The organism is Peribacillus sp. SIMBA_075 (assembly GCF_046534585.1).
Window position 1 is genome coordinate 83,916 of record NZ_JAWRYN010000004.1, and the last position, 22,219, is coordinate 106,134.

Genomic DNA, 22,219 nt, shown 5'->3' on the forward strand with positions numbered 1-22,219 from the left:
CTTATGTCAAATCAAAACTTTTCTTTGACCTGGTCGGTTTTTGAAGAGGATTCTGGCTCTTTATTGCGAGAGTTTCTCAGCAAATGCGATATTTCAAAACGAGCATTAACGGATATTAAGTTTAAAGGTGGATATATCCAGTTGAACGGTGAAGAAGTAACCGTAAGGGAACGGATTGAAACCGGCGACATCATCACCGTCATATTTCCGCCGGAGCAGGCAAGTGAAGGCCTTTTGCCAGAACCCATCCCCCTGAATGTCAGGTATGAAGATGAATTTGTATTGGTGGTGGCCAAGCCTTCTTCCATGAATACCATTCCTTCCCGAGAGCATCCCAACGGCAGTCTGGCCAATGGCTTGGCGGGATATTATAAGAAGAAGGGAATACAGGCAACGATCCATATTGTTACAAGGCTTGACCGCGACACATCGGGGTTGGTTTTAATTGCCAAGCATCGGCATATCCATCACCTTTTAAGTGAACAACAAAAATCAGGAAAGGTTAAACGGAGATACCAAGCCATAGCCGAAGGACTCGTTGATGGACCTGAAGGGGAGATAGTTGCGCCAATTGGCAGAAAGTCGACCAGCATCATTGAACGGGAAGTCAGGGACGATGGCCGGTATGCCTGTACTCTATTTAAGGTATTGGCACACACTGGGTCGCACACATTCCTCAATTTGGAACTCCAAACAGGGAGGACACATCAAATAAGGGTCCATATGGCCCATATTGGTCATCCATTGGCTGGTGATGATTTATATGGAGGGAGCAGGAGGGATATCTCTCGCCAGGCCCTTCATTGTTTTGAATTGAAATTTTTACATCCTTTCACAAAGAAGATGATGTTGTTTCAAGAAGAGCTACCTGAAGATATGACCCGATTGCTCGAGGGAAGTATAGGCCGGGATTCCTGATTTTATAACCGGCCCGCATCAAGCCGAAAACAAGATTTTAGCAAAAATCCATAGACGCAAAAAAACTCACCAAGATGGCGAGTTTTTTTGGTTAATCAAAAGATGTCCTGAATTTTTCCGCTATATATGGCATGGTTGAAGGCACCTCTTGAAGATCCATTTCAGGATAACGGACAGCTGTTAGTTTTCCACCGAAGACGCAGCCTGTATCAATATTGTAAGTATGATTGACTCGTCTTGCTTCAGAGACTGGTGTATGACCATACACGATCCACTTTTCCCCTTTGTAGGATTGAGCCCAGTCCTTCCTGACCGGAGACCCATCTGGATGTTTGGAGCCATTGATATCACCGTAGAGGACAAAGGTTTTTACCTTACTGCTATATTGGCCAATATAATCACTGCGAATTCCCGCATGGGCAATGATCAGTCGTCCATCATCAATAAGTTGATATAGTGGGGAACGTTCATACAGATCCATGAATTTTTTTCGGATTTTCTTCTGCTCCCGAATGTTTAGGGATTCATATTCAGCTACTGTAGTCTCTAAACCATGTGATATTTGAACTTTATTGCCTGAAAAATAACGATACAATTTATTGCAATGGTTTCCTGGGGCATACCTTGCAATATTTTGGTTAATGACTAATTCATGGACAACCTCGATTACTTGAAGGGAATTAGGGCCGCGATCGGTTAAATCCCCTACAAAGCCGAGAACCCTTCCAGAGGGATGGACAGGAATCCCAGTATCCCATGTATAGCCCATTTTTTCCGTCAGTTGCTTGAATTCGGCGAAACATCCATGAATGTCCCCTATGATATCGATGTTCATTTGACACACCCTTTGTTTGTTTTGTATATGTTTATGGTATTAGTATAGTATTATTTAAAAAAATAAAATATAAACGAGGAAATGAAAAAATATGTTTTAGGAGGTGCAGGTTATGGAGGAGATGAAGGAAAGGGAACGTGTTCAAATGAATAACGGGCTTTTGCTTGAAGCGCTTAAAACGGAAAATCTGGATCAGTTCCGTACGGAGTTCCTTGAAATGCATCCATATGATCAAGCCCAATTTTATACAAGCTTGTCAGATGAATTCAGATCCGTCGTATATAGATATTTGTCACCGGAAGAAATGGCTGGCCTTTTTGAAAATATAGAAATAGATAAAGAGGATTTCGAAAGCCTGCTGGCTGAAATGAATCCTTCTTACGTAGCTGATATGCTTTCCCATATGTATGCAGATGACGCGGCTGACGTCCTAAATGAAATCAATGATGAGCAGGCCGTCAGCTATTTGACCATCATGGATGATGAAGCGGCAAGTGAAATCCAAGAGCTTCTAAACTATGAAGAGTATACAGCGGGAAGCATCATGACGACAGAGTTCATCGCCATTGAAGCAAACGAAACGGCTCGATCAGCCATGCAGATCTTAAAAAGGGAAGCTCCGCAAGCGGAGACGATATATTATGTGTTCGTTACCGATCAGGATAAGAAACTTCTTGGTGTCTTATCGCTCAGGACATTGATCATAGCTGAAGAAGATGCTTTAATTGGTGATCTAATGGATGACCGGGTAGTATCCGTACCTGTATCTGAAGACCAGGAAGAGGTTGCGCGTAAAATAAGGGACTATAATTTCCTTGCCGTGCCAGTCGTCGATTTTCAAAACCATTTGTTAGGGATCATTACAGTTGATGATATCATTGATGTCATGGATGAAGAGGCATCCGATGATTATTCTAAATTAGCGGGTGTACCAGATCTCGATCATGTTGATAAGAGTCCCTTTTCTGCTGCAAAAAAACGGTTGCCATGGTTGATCATTCTCTTGTTCTTAGGCTTATTGACCGCTAGCCTTATTGGTCGTTTCGAGGAGACACTTAGCCAAAAAGCGATCCTGGCTGTATTTATTCCATTGATTGGCGGCATGGCTGGCAATACAGGAACACAAGCATTGGCCGTGGCGGTACGGGGAATTGCAACAGGGGAATTGGAGCAGGCAAGCAAGTGGAAGCTCGTCATGCGGGAGGCGGGGACTGGCCTCATCACTGGCCTGACATGTGGAACAGCCATCATTTTCATTGTATATATTTGGCAAGGTGATCTAATGCTGGGTTTATTGGTTGGAATATCGATTTTCATTACTTTAATAGTTGCCACACTCGCGGGATCGCTTGTACCGCTCCTCATGCATAAAATGAAGATTGACCCGGCGGTAGCCTCAGGACCATTCATTACAACTATCAATGACATTATCAGTGTTCTGATTTATTTTGGATTAGCTACATTATTCATGGGTTATTTACTATAAGTTAAAGCAGGCCTTTTGGGGAAGCGATATTCCAAAGGGACTTCAGAAAACGGTGTTTTTATCAGAGGAAATTTGGTATACTGTCATTAGTAGCAGGTACTAATAACTTGTATTAAAATTAGGAGGTCACATACGATGACTTTTTCATTAGAGGGAAAAACGTTTGTCATAATGGGTGTAGCGAATAAAAGAAGTATTGCATGGGGAGTTGCCCGTTCCTTACATAAGGCAGGTGCAAAGCTGATATTCACCTACGGAAAAGATCGTACAGAAAAAAGCGTTAGGGAACTATCTTCTACATTGGAAGGGAAGCCTTCCGCCATTATACAATGTGATGTAACGAAGGATGAAAGCATTGAAAAATGTTTTGCGACGATTAAGGAAGAAACAGGTATCATTCATGGCGTGGCACACAGTATCGCATTTGCCAACAAGGAGGAACTTGACGGAGAGTTCCTCAACACGAGCCGTGAAGGGTTCTTGCTTGCCCATAATATCAGTTCTTTCTCTTTAACCGCTGTAGCTAAAGCTGCGAAAGAAATCATGACGGAAGGTGGCAGCATTGTCACGATGACGTATCTTGGCGGTGAACGTGTCATGCCAAATTATAATGTAATGGGAGTGGCTAAGGCGTCACTTGAAGCCAATGTCCGTTACCTATCAAATGATCTTGGTAAAGATAACATTCGAGTGAATGCAATCTCAGCTGGTCCAATCCGTACGTTATCCGCTAAAGGTATCCGGGACTTCAATACAATCTTGAAGAAGATTGAAGAAGAAGCACCGCTCCGCCGTACAACGACTCCGGAAGAAGTAGGGGATACTGCGGTATTTTTATTAAGTGACATGTCCCGCGGAGTTACCGGGGAAAATATCCATGTGGATTCGGGTTATCATATAATCGGATGACAATAAAAAGGGGGCTTCTATGTCCCCCTTTTTTTATTGGTTTTCCCATCCTTTGTCTCTCTGCCCTTCAAAGATCGGTGTTAATCTGTGCTTTCCAGTATCTTGAATTTGCACATCAATTTGGATTGACCTGAGTGTGTCTTCCTCCAATGGAATTCTCCCGTTGGTTTCAACCTTCTTCCAAGCTTTAATATCCTCCCGATAGAGTTTTTCAGAAAGCCGGAAAAGGTCAATATCCCTTTTTTGTGTATATTGATAGGTTGTCTTTATTTCCTTTTTGATTGCACGTTTTATTTCTTTTTCATATTGATCACGTGTTGCCCCTTTTATCAACATTTCAACACTAGCTTTAACTTTCATCTTAATGTCAAAACGCACTTTTCCGTTTTTTTCTATAACGGGTGTAATTTTATTCTTTTTATCATAAATGACAACAAATACGTCATTTTTCGTTTCTGGGAAAATGGTTAGGTTGTCCCGAACAAAATCTTTATTGAACCATCTTCCGCCATTCAACATCTTCTTTGGGAGAATTGCTTTGATTTTATTCTCTGAGATGATAGCGACTGTTTCCATTAATAAATCCTTCTTCTTTTTTTCCTGACTGTTCCATTGTTCTGTTAATTTAAGTTGTGGAATCGCCACTTGATGAGCAGGTTCATCAATATTAATAATTATCTCTCTTAAATTAATGGGCGGGATAAAAGAGCTTTGTTTATAATTATCATCTGGGTCACTTAATTTTGAAAAAGCCACGGAAACATTTTCGATAGGACTTATGAGCATCGCATCTTTAATTGAGTCTTTAGTCATGAAAAAGAAAATTCGGTAGCGTGTTTCGCGGTAGCGGTCTAAAAAATCAGCGGTATACTTAAGGCCGCCCGTTTTAATGGCTTCTTCCGAAAAAATCACAAAAGAGATGTGACCCCAGTAAACACGCCGGTCAGCCGTATGATACAAATTAAATATGGCTTCGTCCAATGTGCTTCCGGACGCCTTCCCAACATCAGCTGAGCTAAAGGAACTGGGGTCACCGCCTGCTTCGGATTTTGCTAACCCTCTCATGTTAATGATTTGAAGGTAGACAATGACCTTCCCGTTCTTGTAATCGATTCCTAAACCGTTTGCATAAATGAGACGTTCAGGTTCATTCGAATCCCAGCATCCTGACAGTATAGAAATACAACACGATAGGATGAGTATGTTTTTGATCTTTTTCATTTTTGTTCATCATCGCCTTTCCTCGTCGGATCTTTTGTAGAAAAGATGGGAGGGCGTCTTTTATCCAAAGAGGGAGGTATCTGAAAAAGAGTTTTAACGATATTGGACAAGCTTAAGTTGGCGGTCACTTCCATATAAGGAACACCCAATATTCGGATATTACTTACATATGCACAAAGAAACAGTGCTAACAGTATAAATGCGAAAAGTCCTAAAAAAGAAGCAGAAATAATGGCTAGGAGCCTTATTAAACTGATGACGCCATTGATGGATTGATTGACGAGTGTGTAAGTAGCGACAGCTGAACCAGCAATCACTACAAGCATGGCAGGGCTTGTCAAACCGGAACGAATGGCTGCATCCCCAATGATTAAAGCACCCAATACACTTAATGTCGGTCCGACTGAAGTGGGTAAACGCATCCCTGCTTCTTTGAACACTTCAAAAACGATCACCATGGTTATCGCTTCCAATGCGGTTGGTAATGGCAATCCCCTCCTTGATTCGACAACTGTGGCCAACAAAATCAGCGGGAGCTGATCCTGATGAAAGGTGGTTAATGCAACCCAAAATCCTGGCAGAAGGGCAGCGATAAAAATGCCAAATATTCGAAGGGCCCTTTCGAAGGAAGCATAAATGGACGTATACTCATGATCTTCAGATGCTTTTAACACAATAAATAGGTTGGTGGGTGTGATCATTGTGTAGGCTACACCATCAATCAGAATTAATAGTCTGCCTTTTAAAAGGCATTGCACGGCAAAATCCGGTTTACCGGTGTAGTCATGCCTTGGAAAGAGAAGGGAGGGCTGTCCTTCAATTAACCCCATAAATTGATTTCCTCCATATATCCCATCTATATCAATTGCTTCAATACTTTTAGTGATAGTTTGAACCATTTCAGGATCAGAGATATCATCCATATATAAAAGGGCGACTTTAGTCAATGTTCGCCTTCCCACTTCGAAATATTTCACACTCAAGGAGTTTGTTCGCATTCGCTTTCGTATTAAAGCGACATTTATGGATAAATCTTCTATGAAATTATCTCTCGGCCCTTTTATCGTTACTTCTGTAGTTGTTTCCTCGGGAGTACGCTGCGGTCGATTAGCAATATTTGTAGACACCAGATAGTTGTATCCTTCAAAGTAAATCAATAATTTCCCAGAATAGATATCTGCGAACAACTCTTCCTTTGTGTTTACATCGGCAAGGTGAGGAAGATGAAGGGAGTCCTTTATGTCATCAATTTTTAAAGCTCCTCTTGGATGCTTTTCGAAAAATAAAGATAGCCTTTCAAATACAAGATTATTTAACAATTCAGTATCGATAAGACCGTCACATCCAATTAATGTGATTTTAATCGGAGACTCATCACGATATAAACTGCTTTGGAAGAATACATCTTCTGAATTATGAAAAATTCCTTTTATATCGTTTTCGCTTTTTATTATGAGATGTTCTGATTTTTCAATTTTACTATTCTGTTTGGACGGTTGCTTTTGCGTTTTTTTGAACATCGGATGAGGACCTCCTTTTTTTACGATTACTGAATAAAACAAAAATACTTAAAAGGATGGAAAACGCTAAAAAGAACCAGAATGTAACCGGCAAGACAATTGTTTTTATAATGTAATATAATATGACATCACTGAAACTGAATGAATTGGAAACGATAAGCATCACTGAATAGGCAATGAGCAATATCGTTTTGTTCAGCGGTTTTTTTATTGATAGGACTTCAAGCGATAAAAACAGTAAAAAGGAGACTCGTATGAATGCCCCGGTTAACCATTGATAAATGGATAAGAAGTCAAGGTGTTCAATGAACCTTCCCAAGGTGACCAATCCCCATTGCTCAAATGCAGGGTACTTTTGTCTTGAAGCTTCAAGCGGACCGAATTCGGTAATGGAGCCAATAAGGGGGCCAAGGATAAGCCAAGTAAGGATAATGGTATTCAATGCAAATACCTTATATTTTATTTTCCCATGAACTTTTTGTTGCATGAAAAGTATGACAATCAACTCAATAAGCCCTGACAAAGGATAGATCATCCCAGAGAAAACAGGAGACCAGCCATGTTCAAGAATCGGTTGCAAAAGTGAATAATTTTTAAATTGAATATTTGCGATTGCCACAAAAAAACCAAACAGGATTACGGCAAATAATACGAATGTATTGGTAATAGCAATCGTTTGGATGTTTGTTGAGGCAAGGAAAAAGCAAAATCCCGTAAAAAGGATTATTTCAAAAATCGGTGGAGTTACGGGCAAGTAGGATACTTTTGTCCATACAACCATCTCTTTCAACGAAACTGCAGCTAATGAAGCGAAACAAATACTTATGACAATGGATAACATTCTGCCTGGCGCTTTACCAATATTCGTTTCCACCCATACAAATATGTTGGTCTGACCGGTGGATTTATGGATGTAAAATAAAAGTAAACACCAAATCATTATCAATCCAAAAGCAAGTAAAACGGAAATCCATCCATCCCGTTTTGCGCTTGGCAGTAAGTGCGGGAGGATCGTTACATGATTTTTCAAGCCGACAGCCGTCATCATGATTAAAGATAGTTGTACGGTTGAAATCTTTCCATTTTTTTCATCTTCATTTACTCCTTTTAACATATCATTATCTTTAGTTTTCTCCATTAATCCCCAACATATCCAAAATTAGTTACCGTCATTATTTAACAACTCCAGCATAAAAAAGGGTGAATTTCATATAAATGATACATAGAGTAGATATTAAACAGTTTGTGAGAATCAGTATAAACCTGCATTCAACCCTATTCGTGAAAAAGAAGGAGGGGCATCATGGACGTGAAGAAAGTTGACCTGCCTTGTGCTGTTGGAAAACAAAACATACACAATATGCTGAAGAGACATACGAATTTGAATTTGGATGAAAAAAAATTCAGCACTTCATATACTGCCGAGGAATTGGTGGAGCTATTGTCCCGACTCCCTGCCTTTGCACCTAAGCCTGTTTGTAAATTCATCATCAATGACCGCACACTGTTTGGAAAATTGGAACATAAGAAAGAATCCAGTCTGTTCATAAGGCATAAATTCGGGAAAAAGGTTGTTCAATACCATATGAAACAGCTGCAGTCTGTGGATATTCTGAAATATTAAGGAGGATTTTCATGTCAGAGAATAATGGCGATAAGGAATCCAAACCATTGTTATATGTAGATCAGGCAAAAATCTCCGATCTGCGAGGGAATATGCAAAGTGATTTTCGAACGAAAAAAGAAACATCGCAAGAAAACGTTGAGCCGGTTCTTCAGGAAGACGGGCATAAAGAAGAAAAAATCGAAAAGATCAAACGCGAATTTGGTGTTTATGATGTCATGAAGGAAATTGAAACAGAGATTACGGGTATAAGGAAAATTACCGAACAATATGTCCCAGAACAAACTCCAGTTGAACACATGGAAAATCCTGAACAATCAGAACAGGAAACCGAAAAGCCAGTTAAGAAAAAAAGAAAGAAAGTGGAGAAAAGGGAATCTTCTGGGGACATCATTTCCCGACTATCCAATCATCAAGGTTTTCCAAAGCCATTATGTGAGGCTGTTATTAACGGAGAAACGCTTCAGTTTCAGGTGTTGGGAATGAAGGGGGAATCAGTGAAGATTAAAAGAGGGAACCATATTCGTTTCGTAGGTCTACCGGATATTATTGATGCCAAAATAATTGGAGAATCCAAGAAGAAGGAGCAATATTGAATGATTCTCCCGGAAAATGAGTTCACCTTATTTCTAATAATAGGCTTGGCTTCTTTCAGGCTGACACGCTTGATCGTATTCGATAAAATCATGGAACCGATACGCCGCCCCTTTTTTAAAGAGATAGAGGAAAAAGATGAAGAAGGAGATGTGGAAATATTTTTAATGCCCAAAGAAAAGGGCCTGCTTGGCTGGGGTGGGCAACTGCTTAGCTGTTTTTGGTGTGTTGGTGTATGGGTCAGCCTTTTACTGGTACTCCTTTATATACAACATTGGTTTATAGGCTACGTACTGATTCTAACCCTTGCAGTAGCGGCAGTGGGCGCGATAATTGAGGTCATAATCAGCAGAATTATGGACATTTGATTGGAAACAACTTGTCTCTTCGCTCATATAGTAAGTTATAGACATTAAGGAGGAGTCATGAATTGAATAAGAAACAGAGTCCGTGGGCTTATGCCAAACCGATGAAAAAAGATCAGCCGGTCAAAATCAAGAAGGACTGTGGCTGTAACAATAAAAACAAAGGATATTAAGTTAAAAAAAAACCTTTCCAATTCGGAGAGGTTTTTTTTATTTCCTAATCCTACCATTCATAAAAACCAGTGAAACAAGAAAATAATAATAGAACGATAAATTAGGATGTGATTCTATGTTCAGACAAGGAAGATATTTTAAGGGCAAATGGCTGTTTGTTATGTTTGTTTTGTGTTTGCTTACTGCCTGCAGCAGTCAGGGTGACGGAAAAACAGAGAATTTAGCATTGATTAAACGTACGAATCCTGAACCGATGGACATCATTAATGGGATGGATGAAAAGGATGAAAAGGGACTGATCTCAAAGGTCAAGGAAACCGTTGCTAACGAAGACGCCATCTATGATGTGATCGTCGTGAAAAATGGCAAAAAGATTATCGTCGCATATAAGGTTAAGCACTTAAAACGTTTTCATATGAAGAAAATTGAAAAAACTGTGACTGGAAATCTTGAAAAGCAGTTTCCCAAGTATAGTTTTATCGTTTCGAGCGATTATAAAATCTTTTTGGAATCTGTAAGATTGAACGAGTTACTCAAGGAAAAAGATGTTCCCGAGAAAAAGGCGAAAAGGAAGTTCAAGGAGATTGAAGGACTTCAAAAAGAATTAATTTAGAAAGGGAGGTTCAGCACTATGAGCGGCAAGGAGAAAACTACCCCACAACAGGATGCATATAAAGAGCTCCAAGGGAAGCATGAAATTAAAAGGCCGATAGTGAAGAATTGTTTGAAAGCCTTTTTAGTAGGTGGCATTTTCTGCATAGTGGGACAAGCCATTTCTTACTTCTATATTTACTTTTTTAACTTTACGGAACAGACAGCAGGTAGTCCAACAACTGCTACCATGGTATTTCTGGCTCTTCTAATGACCGGCTTCGGGTTTTACGACCGCATTGGACAGTTCGGTGGGGCAGGAAGTGCCGTTCCTGTTACAGGGTTCGGTAACGCAGTCATTTCGGCGGCTATCGAACATCGGACTGAAGGATTTGTCCTTGGTGTTGGAGCCAATATGTTTAAATTGGCTGGATCGGTTATTTTATTTGGAGTATTTTCAGCCTTTGTCGTGGCGTTGATAAAAACGATTTATCAAATGATAGGGGGCTAAGCGATGTTAAAGGGAAAACAAACATGGATGTTCACCAATAAACCGGTCATCTTGGAAACTGGAGTAACAGGTGGGCCCTTCGAGGCAAATGGAGAAATCGCCGGTGATTTTGATATCCTATACGATGATTTGTGGATGGAACAGGATTCTTATGAGAAGGCTCACCGCCATTTGATGGAGAAAGCGGTTGAGCTTGCACTGGAGAAAGGTAAGATTGACAAGGAGCAGGTACAATTTTTCTTGGCGGGTGATTTAATCAATCAGGTTACACCCACAAGTTTTGCAGCCAGAACCAACGGCATTCCATACTTCGGCTTGTTTGGTGCCTGTTCCACCTCAATGGAAGGTCTCGCTCTAGCTGCCTTCATTACCAATTATGGCGGGGCTAACTATGTGTTGACAGGCGCCTCGAGCCATAATGCAGCTGTTGAAAAGCAATTTCGCTATCCAACTGAATATGGAGGGCAAAAACCTCCGACAGCTCAATGGACGATAACAGGAGCAGGGGTGGCACTGGTAGCTCCTAATGGAAGCATTCAAGGGGAATTTCCCCATATCGTCTCGGCCACCATCGGAAAGGTCATTGACATGGGATTGAAAGATCCCTTCAATATGGGGGGAGCGATGGCCCCGGCCGCTGTCGATACAATTCTTGCCCATTTCAAAGATACTGGTCTGACCCCGGATGATTATGATTACATCATTACTGGTGATTTGGGGAAAATAGGCAGAGGGACAGCCATTGACTTATTAAAACAAAAGGGCTGCGATATCAATCAGGAAAAATTCAAAGATTGCGGATTGATGATTTTTAAAAAGGATCAGCCTGCTTTGGCAGGCGGGAGTGGTGCGGGATGTTCGGCTGTGGTTTTATATGGCCATATACTAAATGAAATGATTTCTGGTAAATATAAAAGAATCCTGCTTGTTGCAACAGGAGCATTATTGTCACCGCTATCCGTCCAGCAAAAAGATTCCATTCCGTGCATTGCCCATGCGGTAGCCATTGAATATGGGATGAAATCATGAAAAAGGAGAGATTTGGATGTTAGCAATGTTTTTTTGGGCCTTTGTCATCGGTGGCTTGATATGTGTAGTCGGCCAGCTTCTTTTCGATGTTGGCAAGCTGACACCAGCACATACATTAAGCCTGTTCGTTGTAATAGGAGCTGTTCTTGGCGGGTTTGAATTATACGAACCGCTTGTTGACTTTGCCGGTGCTGGAGCAACCATACCAATCGTTTCGTTTGGGAATTCGCTCGTGAACGGGGCAATGATGGAATCGGAAAAACACGGTCTCGTTGGCGTACTGACAGGTATGTTTGAAATTACGAGTTCCGGTATCTCTGCAGCTATCATCTTTGGATTTATCGGGGCGTTAGTTTTCAGACCAAAAGGTTAAAATAACGGAAATAGGCAGCCTGGACTAGGACATGGCCTATACATATTTGTCCAGACCTACATATGTTATCAGTAAGCTTTAGCGAAAGCGAGGTGATTTAGTATGTTTGGTTTCGGTGGCTACGGTTGTGGCAACAGCTGTTATGGCTATGGAGGCGGTTATGGCGGAGGCTATGGTTACGGCGGTTCTAGTTTCGCGATAATCGTTGTCTTGTTTATCCTATTAATCATTGTAGGGGCTTCTTTCTGCTGCTAACGTAAATGGAATAGGCAGAAGAAGCCTATTCCATTTATTTTTATTTGTGAGGGCCTAGCACCATTTTTCTGTTAATACATAGGATAGGTACAGAAAAGGGAGGGGCTTAGGTATGGATAATAACTTTTTTAAAAACATAGAAGGTAAAACGGGCGTAAATATGAAAGATGTATTAGAGTTGGCAAACTCTCTACAGGGAGCCAATTTCAAAGATGAAACAACAGTTAGAAGCGTCATCAAGCGCGTTTCAAAAATAGCAAATAAGCCGGTCAATAAGGAAACGGAAGATAAGATCGTCCATTCCATTGTATCTGAAGGGAATAAACTGGATTTCGGGACCATTTCCAATATGATAAATAAAAAGTGAAAAAAAGGCCTTAAAGTGCAGGCCTCAGTTTGTCGACAAAAGGGGTTAGGAATTAACATTCCGAACCCCTTTTGAAATTCCTAAGCCATATTAGTTTCAACTTCTTCAATCGTTTTACGCATGGAACGAATACCGAAGGTATATTGAATGAAAGTCAGTTTAACTAAAATAACTGGATCAATACTTGGGCGTCCTACCTCTGAATACATATCTTTCATCAAGTCATAAATGAAAGTGAAGTCAATGGCAGCCTCCATTTTACAAACCAAATGGTTCGGTGGCACCAGTTGATCTAAAGTAATCATTTCAAGTTGATCTCGCTGAATAGAATCATGTTTAGAAAGCATCCTCATCACCTCAAGTTTTAATACTTTTATTTTAAAACAAAAATGACTCCAGGCAAAAGTGTTCCATCTAAAAGGCAAGACAAAGTTGATTGGAGCGGGTGTTCGAGACTCCTGCGGGAAAAGCGCGTCTAGGGGAGACACCAAAGGCGAAAGCCGAGGAGGCTCCCCGACCGCCCGCGGAAAGCGAGTGCCCTACGTTCTAATCAACGTTCGAATTTTTAAAACCCTCAAAAAAAAACTGTAGACAAACTCGATTTTCATCGAGTTTGTCTACAGTCTGAGGCCTGCTAAAGTACAGGCCTTTCCCATTTCGTATTTCAAAGAGAGATATTATTCACTTTTGGTCAAAGCTTCAAGAAACGTGATGGATAAGCGGTCCGTCCCCGTCTAGTTTGCAGAATGGAAAGGTAAAGATCCTTTTTAGCCCGGGTTGCTGCAACATAGAGCAAACGTCTTTCTTCTTCAAGAGGGGCCAGCTCCCCTTTTCGGTATGATTCAAGTGCGAAATCATGAGGAATGCTGCCATCGACAGCAGCAAGGACATATACGGTTTGATATTCAAGCCCTTTGGAACGATGTATGGTGGTAAGCTGTATGGCATCCTTAAAGTGTTTCGATAGCTGTTTAATCTCTTGGACCATCGCAGTCATATGATCGACATGTTCAATGAAAGCGGCGACGGTTGGAAAACGATTTGCCGCCACCTTTAGGTCGCGGATGTCATCGGATCCTTTTTCTAGGTTCGCATCATTACCGCGTTTTTTTACATATTCCTGGTATCCTAAATCTTTCTCGATGATCTCTAACGCTACGAGTGGCGACATAATTTTTAAAGACCGAATCTGTCCCGGAATCGTTTTTAATTTTCGTTCTTGAAAAGCATGTCCTGTCTTAACAAAAGCAAATGCATCGATAAAATCACAATCCTGCAGTATTGTCATTGCTTTTAACTCCTGTAATATACTTTGCTTTAAAAATAAGGAGGAAAGGACATCAGATGCTGCCTTGCTATCATGGGGAAACAAACTCAGGCGCATAAAGGCAAGCATGCCGCGAATGACCCTGCGCTGATAAAACGAATCTGCATCCTTTTCAATGACAAATGGCAGGTTTGAAGCGGCTAGCCGTTCAAAAATGGCCCTGGACATCGTGTGTGTCCTATACAAAACTGCAAAGTCCCCAGGGTTTGCTCCCTTGGATATTTTTTCTTGGATGTCGGATACGATCATCGTTGCTTCCAATTCCTCATCATAAGGATAAAATAATACAGGGGGATTACCAGAATCATGCTGTGCTGTCATCTTTTTTTCCATCCGGTTCTGGTTGCGCTTGATCAAGCGGTTCGCTGTAGCGACAATTTCATGAGAAGAGCGATAATTCTCGGTCAGCTTTACCACTTGGGATCTAGGGAAATCATGATTGAAATTCAGAATATACTTCGGATCGCTTCCGCGGAAAGAATAAATGGATTGATCATCATCCCCAACCGCACATACATTTTTTGATTCAGCAGAGAGGAGTTTTATCAATTCATATTGGACTTTATTGATATCCTGAAACTCATCAACCAAAAAATAGTTAAATCTTTGCTGATATTTCTTCAAAAAATCCGGGTGGTTTTTTAAAAATACATAACAGCCTACAAGCATATCATCAAAATCATATTTTCCTGTTTGCTGTTTATATTCTTCATATTTCTTATATAAAAATAAACAGGATTTCTCCCACTCGTCAGTCGGTTTAATATCTTCTGGAAAGGCCAAGGAATTTTTCCAAAGCCCAATTTGTTGAAGAGCTTGATCATATGCAAATTCCTTATCATCAAGTTCCAATTCCCTGCCAGCCTGTTTCAATATCGTTTCTTTTTCCCATTCCCACTTCAATAGGAAATCGCGCTGCCATTTGGATGGTTCGTGAAAAATCAGGATTTTATAAAAGATGCTATGAAAGGTCCCGCTAACTATTTGAGAAACAAGGGAAGGCGTCATATAGGGATAGCCGAGCAGACGCTGCTGCATTTCCTTTGCAGATTTTGCCGTGAATGTTACAAGCATGATACTTTTTGGATCAATCTTCTTCACTGTGAGCATATAGGCAGTACGTACCGTTAATACCCGGGTTTTCCCACTGCCGGCTCCTGATAGGACGAGAATTGGTCCATCGATGGTCATTACCGCTTTGAGTTGATCTGCATCTAGAACAACCCCGGATGAGGATAGTTCCTGAAAGTATGGTTCCTCTGATTGTTCCAGGGCAGAAGGTTTATCTGAATACTTCGGATTGCCAGTTATGGTCCGGCTCTTAAGGAAGGGTTCCGTAATGGTTTTTGTTTCTGTAATGGTTCGAGATGTAGGAATCCTAAATCCATTCTGTTCCATATATTCTAATGGTCTGTCCTCATTTATCGGTTCTGAATTTGGCATTTCGCAGTGAGCCTGCGATGGGTCACTATGATAAAAATAGGGTGTCTCATGGATTCCAATAAATAATTTCACTGGTTTATGACAAATGATACAAGAAAGCTGATCACGTTTTCCTTTTTCAAAAAGTGTCTGCAGCTCACCAGCTGAAACGGTATGTAAATGTACGATTTCATTGCCAGATTTTGCTTGATTCATATAAATGGATACCTCTAATCTATTAAAAATATCGGCAATACTCATCATACCAGAAGATTAGGAAAAAAGAATGCGGAAATAGTGTTTAAATCTCATTCCAGACGGGTATTTAAATGACAACATAACTATGTAAATAAAGGTGGGATTCCTATGGGATACATAGCACCTGTTACACAATTTGATTTTATTCAATATGCCAACCTGACGGTCGGAGCTGAAGAGAAAGTAAGAATTGTCAAAGGAACGAAACCCATTCAACCAATCCGCTTTGATCAAGTGTTGGAAGAGGAAATGGGAAGCTTTGAAGGATTCGATCAAGTTCAATATCATAATCGGGAAAGGACGAATGGAGCAGGAGCTAATAAAAATCAAAAGGGCATGGGGGTTAGTGAAGAATTTACGGCTGAAATGACAGGAAAAGGGTGGTATTTCAACGAAAGTGTCTAGTTTTGCAAAGAAAAACAAAAGAGGACACGTGAAGTGTCCTTTTTGTGTTGATCTCTTAGAGAACGTCAATTTCCACGATTAGAGCTAACAATAATTGTAGTAAAAGTTGAATGTTAAGAGCGATTTGTGCATCAGTTGTTACAACGTCGATATCACGGCTGTTTTCAACAATTGTTTTTTGGCGCGTGATTTGTTTAACATTAGAAGATTGGATTAATTCTTGGGTAATCCTATCAGCATTATCATTATCTGCAACGGAAATGCTTACGATGATCGCAATAGCTGCTTGTAGAGCGGATTGTAGAGAAAGAGCCGCTTTAACATCTGTTGAAGTGATATTTACATTACAGGAATCTTTAATGTAAATTAGTTCTTCGGAAAGTTGAACCTGAGAATTGTCTTGTCTTGCCTCTTGTTCGATCGAGTCTTCTTCGTTATTGCAGAATCCTGTCAGCGGGTGGTGTGAAGCGGAATCTAGGGCTGACCATGATCTTTCAGAGTCTTCATGAGTGTTACAGTTGCTACGATATACATTTTGGTTCATGTTGTTTTTTCCTCCTTAGGTTTTATTCCCTATTAAAATATGCTTTGATGGTTAATCGGGTTGGACGAATAAATCAGTTAATTCGTCTATTTTTTAATACTTAGGGAAAGTATTAGTGTGTGGGGGATGAATGATAAAAGAAGCTGGATCTTCAGGAATGAAATGTAAGTGCTGCTATGTCTCTGTTACTTATTTCTCCCCAGCAAGTAGGGTTTGATTAGGTGAAATGGTGAATCATTTATCTTTGGAATCCGTGAATTTGTTGTGAATGGAATTTGTAATTGGATTAACATCTTTTTCCGTGATGTTCTTGTCTTGGTTTATGATTTTTTGCGATTGCTCTTGTAAATAGCGAATGGTTTCTCTAAGGTTATTTCTTTCTTTTTCAGTTAGATCGACTTTTTCCTTTTTGAAACCATGTTTTCTCATAGTCCTCGAAACCAGCAGTTCCATTAATCTTTTTTGAGACTCCTCCAGGTTAAATTCATTGTTGCCCATAAAATTTTCCCTCCTTCTTGCTTTCTATATATAGTCTATGTATTTTTGCGGAGATTGCCATTGAACAGAAATGGTTTTTTTATAAAACGATAATTTAAGATCATGAACGAACAAAAAAACGCTGTCCAATCAGAAAACTGAAAGGACAGCGTTTTTATATCATAAAATGGTCTTCGTCATCGTTTTATGTGGAATGCCAGCATCCATGAATTCGTCGGAAACGATCTCATATCCTAACTTTGAATAAAAAGGAATCGCGTGCACCTGGGCATCAAGCTTTAATTGAGGTACTTCCCGTTCGCTTGCGTATTCCTCAATAGCGTTCATGATCATTGCACCGGCACCATTCTTTCGGCCCGATGATAGTACACAAATGCGCTGTACTTTACCAATGTTGTCGATGACCCTGAAGCGGCCGGCACCTATTGGCTGATCCTGATCATCATATAAAACGAAATGTGCAGACTCTTCTTCATATTCATCGATCTCTTCTTCAAGAGGGACTTTTTGTTCCTGGACGAATACTTTTTTTCGAATCATATAAGCATTTTCAAGCTCTTGGCTGTTCTCTGCAATTTTTACAAACACGAAATCATTCAGCTCCTAATCTAAATGTTTCATAAACGGTCCATGCCCCATCTTCAAGCTGATACAGCAAGTGAACTCGTTTCACCTCTTCTTCATGGCTAACGTCAAGCATGCTTAATTGGCCTAAAACATCAGAATGCTCATTATCGGATAAATCTTGAGCGATGGTAATATGCGGGACGAATGCATGTTCATTTTCACTTTTCATGAATTCCTCATTATTAAGTGCATCATGCAGCTCTTGAAGCCCTTCGGATAATTCCACTTTGAAATAAATAGTATTGCTTACGGGTTGGAAGGACTTCGCTTTCGTTACGTTCATCGTAAAAGGACTGCACTTTTGAGCAATGCCTTTTAATTGTTCCGCAATCGTCGAAATTTCCATATCCGTCGCTTCGAATGTTGGTTTAAGCGTTAAATGCGGTGGAATGAAAGCATATTTCGTATCATACCTTTTTCGATAGGAGTTAGCTAAATCTTGAAGTTTTTTTGAAGGGAAAATTGCAACACCATATTTCATAAATAAAACCTCCTGATATTTTTTTATTGTTGTATTATAGTTGGACATGTTTTTCTTGAAACCATCTCAAAAGAGATGATTACGAGTAAGTTAGAACATTTCCAATAGTGCTCTTTTTAAATCCGCCTGCCAATATTTCCAGGTATGATTACCTTCAAATTCTTCATAGAAGCATGGAAATCCTTTTTGGTTTAATAATTTATGCAATTCCCTGTTGGGTTCTATGAAGTTTGCCCTGTTGCCATCAGTCGTCGGAACATCAGTTTCCCCAGTCCCGATCACATGGTAAAGTTCGAGGAGATGCGGATCCTCAAAATTACGTACAGCATCCATTACTGCTTCATTGGCAAGTGGCGACTGCATGATGCATTTCCCGAATGTATGGGGATACTTTAGTGCGGCCAATAAAGAAACTGTACCACCAAGAGAGTCACCTATCAAAGCTCGGCCATGTCCCATTTGATAGGTCGGAAATTCATCATCTAAAAACGGGACAAGTTCATGGGCAAGAAAACGTATGTATGCAATGTGCTGTTCCCCGTCCGGATGATATTTGCTCCTGCGGTCAAAGCGGTCTTTATAGGGAATGCCGACAACGATGATATTCTCGATTTCCTCGTTCCCTAATAGTTCATCGGCTACGCGACCAATTCGGCCCATTTGAAAATAATCACGGCCATCCTGAGCAATCACAAGCGAATATTTATACAGTGGCGAAAAATTAGCAGGCAGGTAAACAAGTAGTTCCAACTCTTCTGCTAAAGCTTCGCTTTTAAACATGTACTCTTTAATTGTGCCTTTGCGTAAACTCATTTTCCCGCACCTCGATGATAATTAATAATGAAAAACAACTTACTTGACTATTTTAGCATAGCCTAGCGATTTTTTCCTGTGAGAAGAATTTAGAATAGAATATTTTCATTGTATTTTCTAAAAATTTAAATTATAAGGTGCTATAATACTAGCATATAGGAAAATAATACAATAAAAGAGGTGGAGAATAAAATGGCAGATGTAAAAGTACACAGCAGGGAAGTAACAAAGGCGGCTAAACGAACATTAATAGAGCGTGGTGTAAGTGTGGAGGCAATTGCAAAAATCGTTTTTGAATTGCAGTTCCCGTATAAAGCTGATCTTAAGCTGGAGGAATGCATCCACAGCGTCGAGCGTGTCCTGTTAAAAAGGGAAATTCAACATGCCATTTTAGTCGGTGTGGAGCTGGATAGACTGGCAGAGCAAAAAAAGCTATCAGAGCCCCTGCAATCGATTGTTGAATCTGATGAAGGGTTATTCGGAGTGGATGAAACGATTGCGTTTGGTGCAGTACTCGGTTACGGTAGCATTGCTGTAACGACCTTTGGCCATTTGGATAAAAATAAAATAGGCGTCATTCACGAACTCGATAAGAAGCAAGAAGGAATCGTGCATACCTTCCTGGATGATATCGTTGCAAGTATTGCCGCGAGTGCCGCCTCAAGGTTAGCTCATCGTCTGAGAGATGAAGAAGAATCGTTAACTGAACAGGAAAAGGACATTCAGGAAGAAGAAGAGTTGATCGGTTGAATCCTGTCGACCAATTTTCATCCCGACCTATCAAACCTGGCCTTAATGAGGCGGGCAGAAAGGATATTGTCCATTTTAAATGTCCGTTTTGTCTGCCTTAGAAAGCAGAATGCGTGAAAATTGCCTGGATAAATTTCAAGCACCTGGATTTTCCGCTGCGTAATCTTTCCTTGTTCGGAGAGATAAATTATCTCTAATGGAGCGTTTTCTTCCATATGTTTTCGAAGTATATATTTCATTCCTTGTCACTCCTTTGCTGACTTACTTGCAATCATTATATGCGAACGTACGTTTCTTATGCAAGAGAAAAGGGAACGCCGGTTCTTTTTTTGCGGATAGGTAATAAAAAATAAGATGAAAATAAAACTTTTTTAATATAATGCGTTGACTTTTTAACAAAAAAACATATAATAAATTATGTACTTAAGTATTTTACTAATCATCAGTTATTACATACGACTTGTTAGCTCAGTGGGAGAGCACTTCCTTGACAGGGAAGGGGTCGTGGGTTCGAATCCCTCACAGGTCATCCGAACGGCGAAAGCATTGCTAAGCAATGTTCTTGCCGTTTTTTATTTTAAATCAACGACTGTATGATGGGTTCAAGGTAAACACCATAGAATGCCTAAAAACCACTTCACGCTAAAATATGTGAGGTGGTTTTTTTGCTTTTAAATTTCGAATTCAAGAATTTCATGAAGAGAAAGCACTTAAGTAACATTCAATTATGCTAGGTTTACTGTGAAGAAAATGAATTTGTAAATGTTAAGATGTTACTGCTAACATCAGTTTCTTTTCCTTGTATTGCAGTATGGATTTTCCAAAGGGCATTTCTATTACAGTATCGAGTATGCTGGACATATAATTTGAAAGTTGTTAAGCATTACTATACTCAGGTAGTCATCTCTAAGGAATAAAGACGCAAAAACTTTTGAATGACTCGTTCGTTGCATGACGTTAGCCTCTTTGGTAGACTATGCAGAAGTACATTTGACTTTGGCTAGGATTTACTATGGAACGGCATAGAGCTTCCCATTTTCAGGTTTCGTTTGGGACATCTCACTTTAGTAGGAGAATAGAAAGGGATACAGCTTTATAAAAAGAAATAACCCATGAATCACACATACATTTTCCATATGTGGAGTGTGTGTCAAATCAGTTTTAAAAGTGTAACCCAATCATACAGGGTCCCGATGCTAACTCTAATTTCGTGGGGATCTTTTTCATGTCTATCCTTTTTCTATCTTTTCCTTCTCTCCTCTCCCAAAAAAGTAAGAATTCTTTAATTTAACTCGAACGGCAGGGGGCAGTGAAACTTCTAAGGAATAATTTTTGGATGTACAAAAATACATTACAAAAATAAAAACTTAACAATTTGATGTGTTTCTAAGAAGAAACATCTTTTCTCATAAAGCAGGGGTTGTATGTGGGCTTGTAATTTATCAAGAATTTTCTGTTTAGATGACTATACAGGAATAATATAAGGAGGAAGCAATGAACAATTATAAATTGACCATTCAATATGATGGCGGGCGTTATAGAGGCTGGCAACGACTCGGTAATAGTGATGATACGATTCAAGGGAAAATTGAAAATGTATTAACGGAAATGGTAGGGGAAAAAATTGAAATCATCGGATGCAGCAGAACGGATGCCGGTGTACATGCCCTTGCCCAAATAGCCAATTTTAAGATCGGTGAAAATCTGACTGAAGTTGAAATCATGAATTATTTGAATAGATATTTACCACGGGATATCAGCATTGTCGAGGTTAGGCTAGTTCCTGAACGTTTTCATGCCCGTTATAATGCTAAGGATAAAACCTATTTGTATAAGATCTGGAACGAGCAATATACAAATCCTTTCATGCGAAAGTACAGTATGCATGTAGAGGAAAAGCTGAATATCACAAGAATGAAAAATGCATGTCAACATTTTATAGGTGAACATGATTTCACTGCTTTTTCAAATGCAAAGTCTAAGAAAAAGTCCATGGTGCGTGAAATATATTCCATTGATATAGAAGAAAATGCCGGTTTTATCGAAATTGCAGTGCGAGGCGATGGATTTCTTTATAATATGGTTAGAAAGATTGTCGGGACGTTGATAGAAGTTGGGTTGGGTGAAATAGATGCTGAAAATATACCAAGTATTTTAGAGTCAAAAGAAAGAATCCAAACGGGTCGTATGGCGGAGGCAGCTGGTTTGTACTTGGTAAAGGTTGATTTTTAGGCCGGATGTTGATGCATCGGTAATTGTATGTTAAGTGTACAGGCAGTAGAAAAAGGGAAGTAATAGGGAAGAATGGTAAAGCGGAAAGTA

The 22,219-nt window shown here is 39.9% G+C and carries 25 protein-coding genes, 1 tRNA gene and 1 pseudogene; 16 read left to right on the forward strand and 11 right to left on the reverse strand.

Annotation, left to right across the window (positions count from 1 at the left end):
* Positions 1-3 precede the first annotated feature (3 nt).
* Positions 4-918: an RluA family pseudouridine synthase gene (locus tag SB775_RS05185; protein WP_410860744.1), complete on the forward strand. Its 915-nt coding sequence runs from the start codon at positions 4-6 to the stop codon at positions 916-918.
* A 91-nt stretch (positions 919-1,009) separates the two neighbouring features.
* On the opposite strand, the gene prpE is transcribed toward SB775_RS05185, so the two are convergent.
* A complete protein-coding gene (gene prpE / locus SB775_RS05190; protein ID WP_410860746.1) occupies positions 1,010-1,753 on the reverse strand; it encodes a bis(5'-nucleosyl)-tetraphosphatase PrpE in 744 nt (247 codons plus the stop codon).
* A 145-nt stretch (positions 1,754-1,898) separates the two neighbouring features.
* Between prpE and mgtE the strand changes: the two genes are divergently transcribed.
* Together mgtE and fabI are read left to right on the forward strand one after the other, a co-directional pair.
* Positions 1,899-3,239 carry a magnesium transporter gene (gene mgtE / locus SB775_RS05195; RefSeq protein ID WP_410860818.1) on the forward strand — a complete coding sequence of 447 codons (1,341 nt, stop codon included), beginning with the start codon at positions 1,899-1,901 and terminating at the stop codon, positions 3,237-3,239.
* Positions 3,240-3,374: 135 nt separating this feature from the next.
* Positions 3,375-4,148: an enoyl-ACP reductase FabI gene (fabI, locus tag SB775_RS05200; RefSeq protein ID WP_410860748.1), complete on the forward strand. Its 774-nt coding sequence runs from the start codon at positions 3,375-3,377 to the stop codon at positions 4,146-4,148.
* A 33-nt stretch (positions 4,149-4,181) separates the two neighbouring features.
* On the opposite strand, the gene SB775_RS05205 is transcribed toward fabI, so the two are convergent.
* Genes SB775_RS05205 through SB775_RS05215 form a run of 3 tightly spaced genes read right to left on the reverse strand, consistent with a single transcriptional unit; the run spans position 4,182 to position 8,027 of the window.
* Positions 4,182-5,369, reverse strand: a complete 1,188-nt coding sequence (locus tag SB775_RS05205) for a Ger(x)C family spore germination protein (RefSeq protein ID WP_410860750.1) — start codon at positions 5,367-5,369, stop codon at positions 4,182-4,184.
* Entirely contained in the window at positions 5,366-6,889 is a 1,524-nt protein-coding gene (locus tag SB775_RS05210; protein WP_410860751.1) for a spore germination protein, read from the reverse strand. The genes SB775_RS05205 and SB775_RS05210 overlap by 4 nt, the downstream gene beginning before the upstream one ends.
* A complete protein-coding gene (locus tag SB775_RS05215; RefSeq protein WP_410860753.1) occupies positions 6,849-8,027 on the reverse strand; it encodes a GerAB/ArcD/ProY family transporter in 1,179 nt (392 codons plus the stop codon). The genes SB775_RS05210 and SB775_RS05215 overlap by 41 nt, the downstream gene beginning before the upstream one ends.
* 165 nt (positions 8,028-8,192) lie before the next feature.
* On the opposite strand from SB775_RS05215, the gene SB775_RS05220 reads away from it, so the two are divergent.
* From SB775_RS05220 to spoVIF, 9 genes are all read left to right on the forward strand, one after another.
* Positions 8,193-8,513: a hypothetical protein gene (locus SB775_RS05220; RefSeq protein ID WP_061462117.1), complete on the forward strand. Its 321-nt coding sequence runs from the start codon at positions 8,193-8,195 to the stop codon at positions 8,511-8,513.
* 11 nt (positions 8,514-8,524) lie between these two features.
* On the forward strand, positions 8,525-9,109 hold the full coding sequence (locus SB775_RS05225) for a hypothetical protein (RefSeq protein WP_410860755.1): 585 nt from the start codon (positions 8,525-8,527) through the stop codon (positions 9,107-9,109).
* Positions 9,110-9,475: a DUF1360 domain-containing protein gene (locus tag SB775_RS05230; RefSeq protein ID WP_089365066.1), complete on the forward strand. Its 366-nt coding sequence runs from the start codon at positions 9,110-9,112 to the stop codon at positions 9,473-9,475. It abuts the gene before it with no gap.
* 286 nt (positions 9,476-9,761) lie between these two features.
* Complete coding sequence (locus SB775_RS05235) at positions 9,762-10,259, forward strand: sporulation protein (RefSeq protein ID WP_410860756.1); 498 nt, start codon at positions 9,762-9,764, stop codon at positions 10,257-10,259.
* Between the two features lie 18 nt (positions 10,260-10,277).
* On the forward strand, positions 10,278-10,748 hold the full coding sequence (spoVAC, locus tag SB775_RS05240) for a stage V sporulation protein AC (protein WP_061462121.1): 471 nt from the start codon (positions 10,278-10,280) through the stop codon (positions 10,746-10,748).
* Between the two features lie 3 nt (positions 10,749-10,751).
* Positions 10,752-11,777, forward strand: a complete 1,026-nt coding sequence (spoVAD, locus tag SB775_RS05245; RefSeq protein ID WP_089365068.1) for a stage V sporulation protein AD — start codon at positions 10,752-10,754, stop codon at positions 11,775-11,777.
* 16 nt (positions 11,778-11,793) lie between these two features.
* Positions 11,794-12,150 (forward strand): stage V sporulation protein AE, encoded by a 357-nt coding sequence (gene spoVAE / locus SB775_RS05250; protein ID WP_061462123.1) that lies wholly within the window; start codon positions 11,794-11,796, stop codon positions 12,148-12,150.
* Positions 12,151-12,252: 102 nt separating this feature from the next.
* Positions 12,253-12,405 carry a YjcZ family sporulation protein gene (locus SB775_RS05255; RefSeq protein ID WP_410860758.1) on the forward strand — a complete coding sequence of 51 codons (153 nt, stop codon included), beginning with the start codon at positions 12,253-12,255 and terminating at the stop codon, positions 12,403-12,405.
* A 112-nt stretch (positions 12,406-12,517) separates the two neighbouring features.
* Positions 12,518-12,772, forward strand: coding sequence for a sporulation-specific transcription regulator SpoVIF (gene spoVIF / locus SB775_RS05260; RefSeq protein WP_061462124.1), 255 nt, complete (start codon positions 12,518-12,520; stop codon positions 12,770-12,772).
* Between the two features lie 83 nt (positions 12,773-12,855).
* On the opposite strand, the pseudogene SB775_RS05265 reads toward spoVIF, so the two are convergent.
* Both SB775_RS05265 and SB775_RS05270 read right to left on the reverse strand, forming a co-directional pair.
* Positions 12,856-13,119: pseudogene (locus SB775_RS05265) on the reverse strand (transposase); the annotation flags it as partial.
* A 344-nt stretch (positions 13,120-13,463) separates the two neighbouring features.
* Entirely contained in the window at positions 13,464-15,737 is a 2,274-nt protein-coding gene (locus SB775_RS05270; RefSeq protein ID WP_410860759.1) for an ATP-dependent helicase, read from the reverse strand.
* Between the two features lie 150 nt (positions 15,738-15,887).
* Here SB775_RS05270 and SB775_RS05275 point away from each other — a divergent pair, with 150 nt between their 5' ends.
* A complete protein-coding gene (locus SB775_RS05275) occupies positions 15,888-16,184 on the forward strand; it encodes a hypothetical protein (RefSeq protein ID WP_410860760.1) in 297 nt (98 codons plus the stop codon).
* 55 nt (positions 16,185-16,239) lie between these two features.
* Here SB775_RS05275 and SB775_RS05280 read toward each other — a convergent pair whose 3' ends face one another.
* The 5 genes from SB775_RS05280 to SB775_RS05300 all read right to left on the reverse strand — a co-directional run bounded on the left by SB775_RS05280 (position 16,240) and on the right by SB775_RS05300 (position 19,147).
* Positions 16,240-16,728 (reverse strand): spore coat protein, encoded by a 489-nt coding sequence (locus tag SB775_RS05280; protein WP_410860762.1) that lies wholly within the window; start codon positions 16,726-16,728, stop codon positions 16,240-16,242.
* Positions 16,729-16,962: 234 nt separating this feature from the next.
* Positions 16,963-17,226 carry a hypothetical protein gene (locus SB775_RS05285; protein ID WP_061462128.1) on the reverse strand — a complete coding sequence of 88 codons (264 nt, stop codon included), beginning with the start codon at positions 17,224-17,226 and terminating at the stop codon, positions 16,963-16,965.
* Positions 17,227-17,385: 159 nt separating this feature from the next.
* Positions 17,386-17,814, reverse strand: coding sequence for a GNAT family N-acetyltransferase (locus SB775_RS05290; RefSeq protein ID WP_061462129.1), 429 nt, complete (start codon positions 17,812-17,814; stop codon positions 17,386-17,388).
* Positions 17,815-17,818: 4 nt separating this feature from the next.
* Positions 17,819-18,334 carry a YjcG family protein gene (locus SB775_RS05295; protein WP_089364809.1) on the reverse strand — a complete coding sequence of 172 codons (516 nt, stop codon included), beginning with the start codon at positions 18,332-18,334 and terminating at the stop codon, positions 17,819-17,821.
* Positions 18,335-18,424: 90 nt separating this feature from the next.
* Positions 18,425-19,147, reverse strand: a complete 723-nt coding sequence (locus SB775_RS05300) for an alpha/beta hydrolase (protein WP_089364810.1) — start codon at positions 19,145-19,147, stop codon at positions 18,425-18,427.
* Between the two features lie 192 nt (positions 19,148-19,339).
* On the opposite strand from SB775_RS05300, the gene SB775_RS05305 reads away from it, so the two are divergent.
* From SB775_RS05305 to truA, 3 genes are all read left to right on the forward strand, one after another.
* The gene (locus tag SB775_RS05305; RefSeq protein ID WP_410860763.1) at positions 19,340-19,897 is read left to right on the forward strand and encodes a phosphatidylglycerophosphatase A family protein; all 558 of its coding nucleotides are present in this window, start codon (positions 19,340-19,342) and stop codon (positions 19,895-19,897) included.
* Between the two features lie 457 nt (positions 19,898-20,354).
* Positions 20,355-20,426: transfer RNA gene (locus SB775_RS05310), tRNA-Val, on the forward strand.
* A 965-nt stretch (positions 20,427-21,391) separates the two neighbouring features.
* A complete protein-coding gene (gene truA / locus SB775_RS05315; RefSeq protein ID WP_089364811.1) occupies positions 21,392-22,129 on the forward strand; it encodes a tRNA pseudouridine(38-40) synthase TruA in 738 nt (245 codons plus the stop codon).
* The last annotated feature ends 90 nt before the right edge of the window (positions 22,130-22,219 follow it).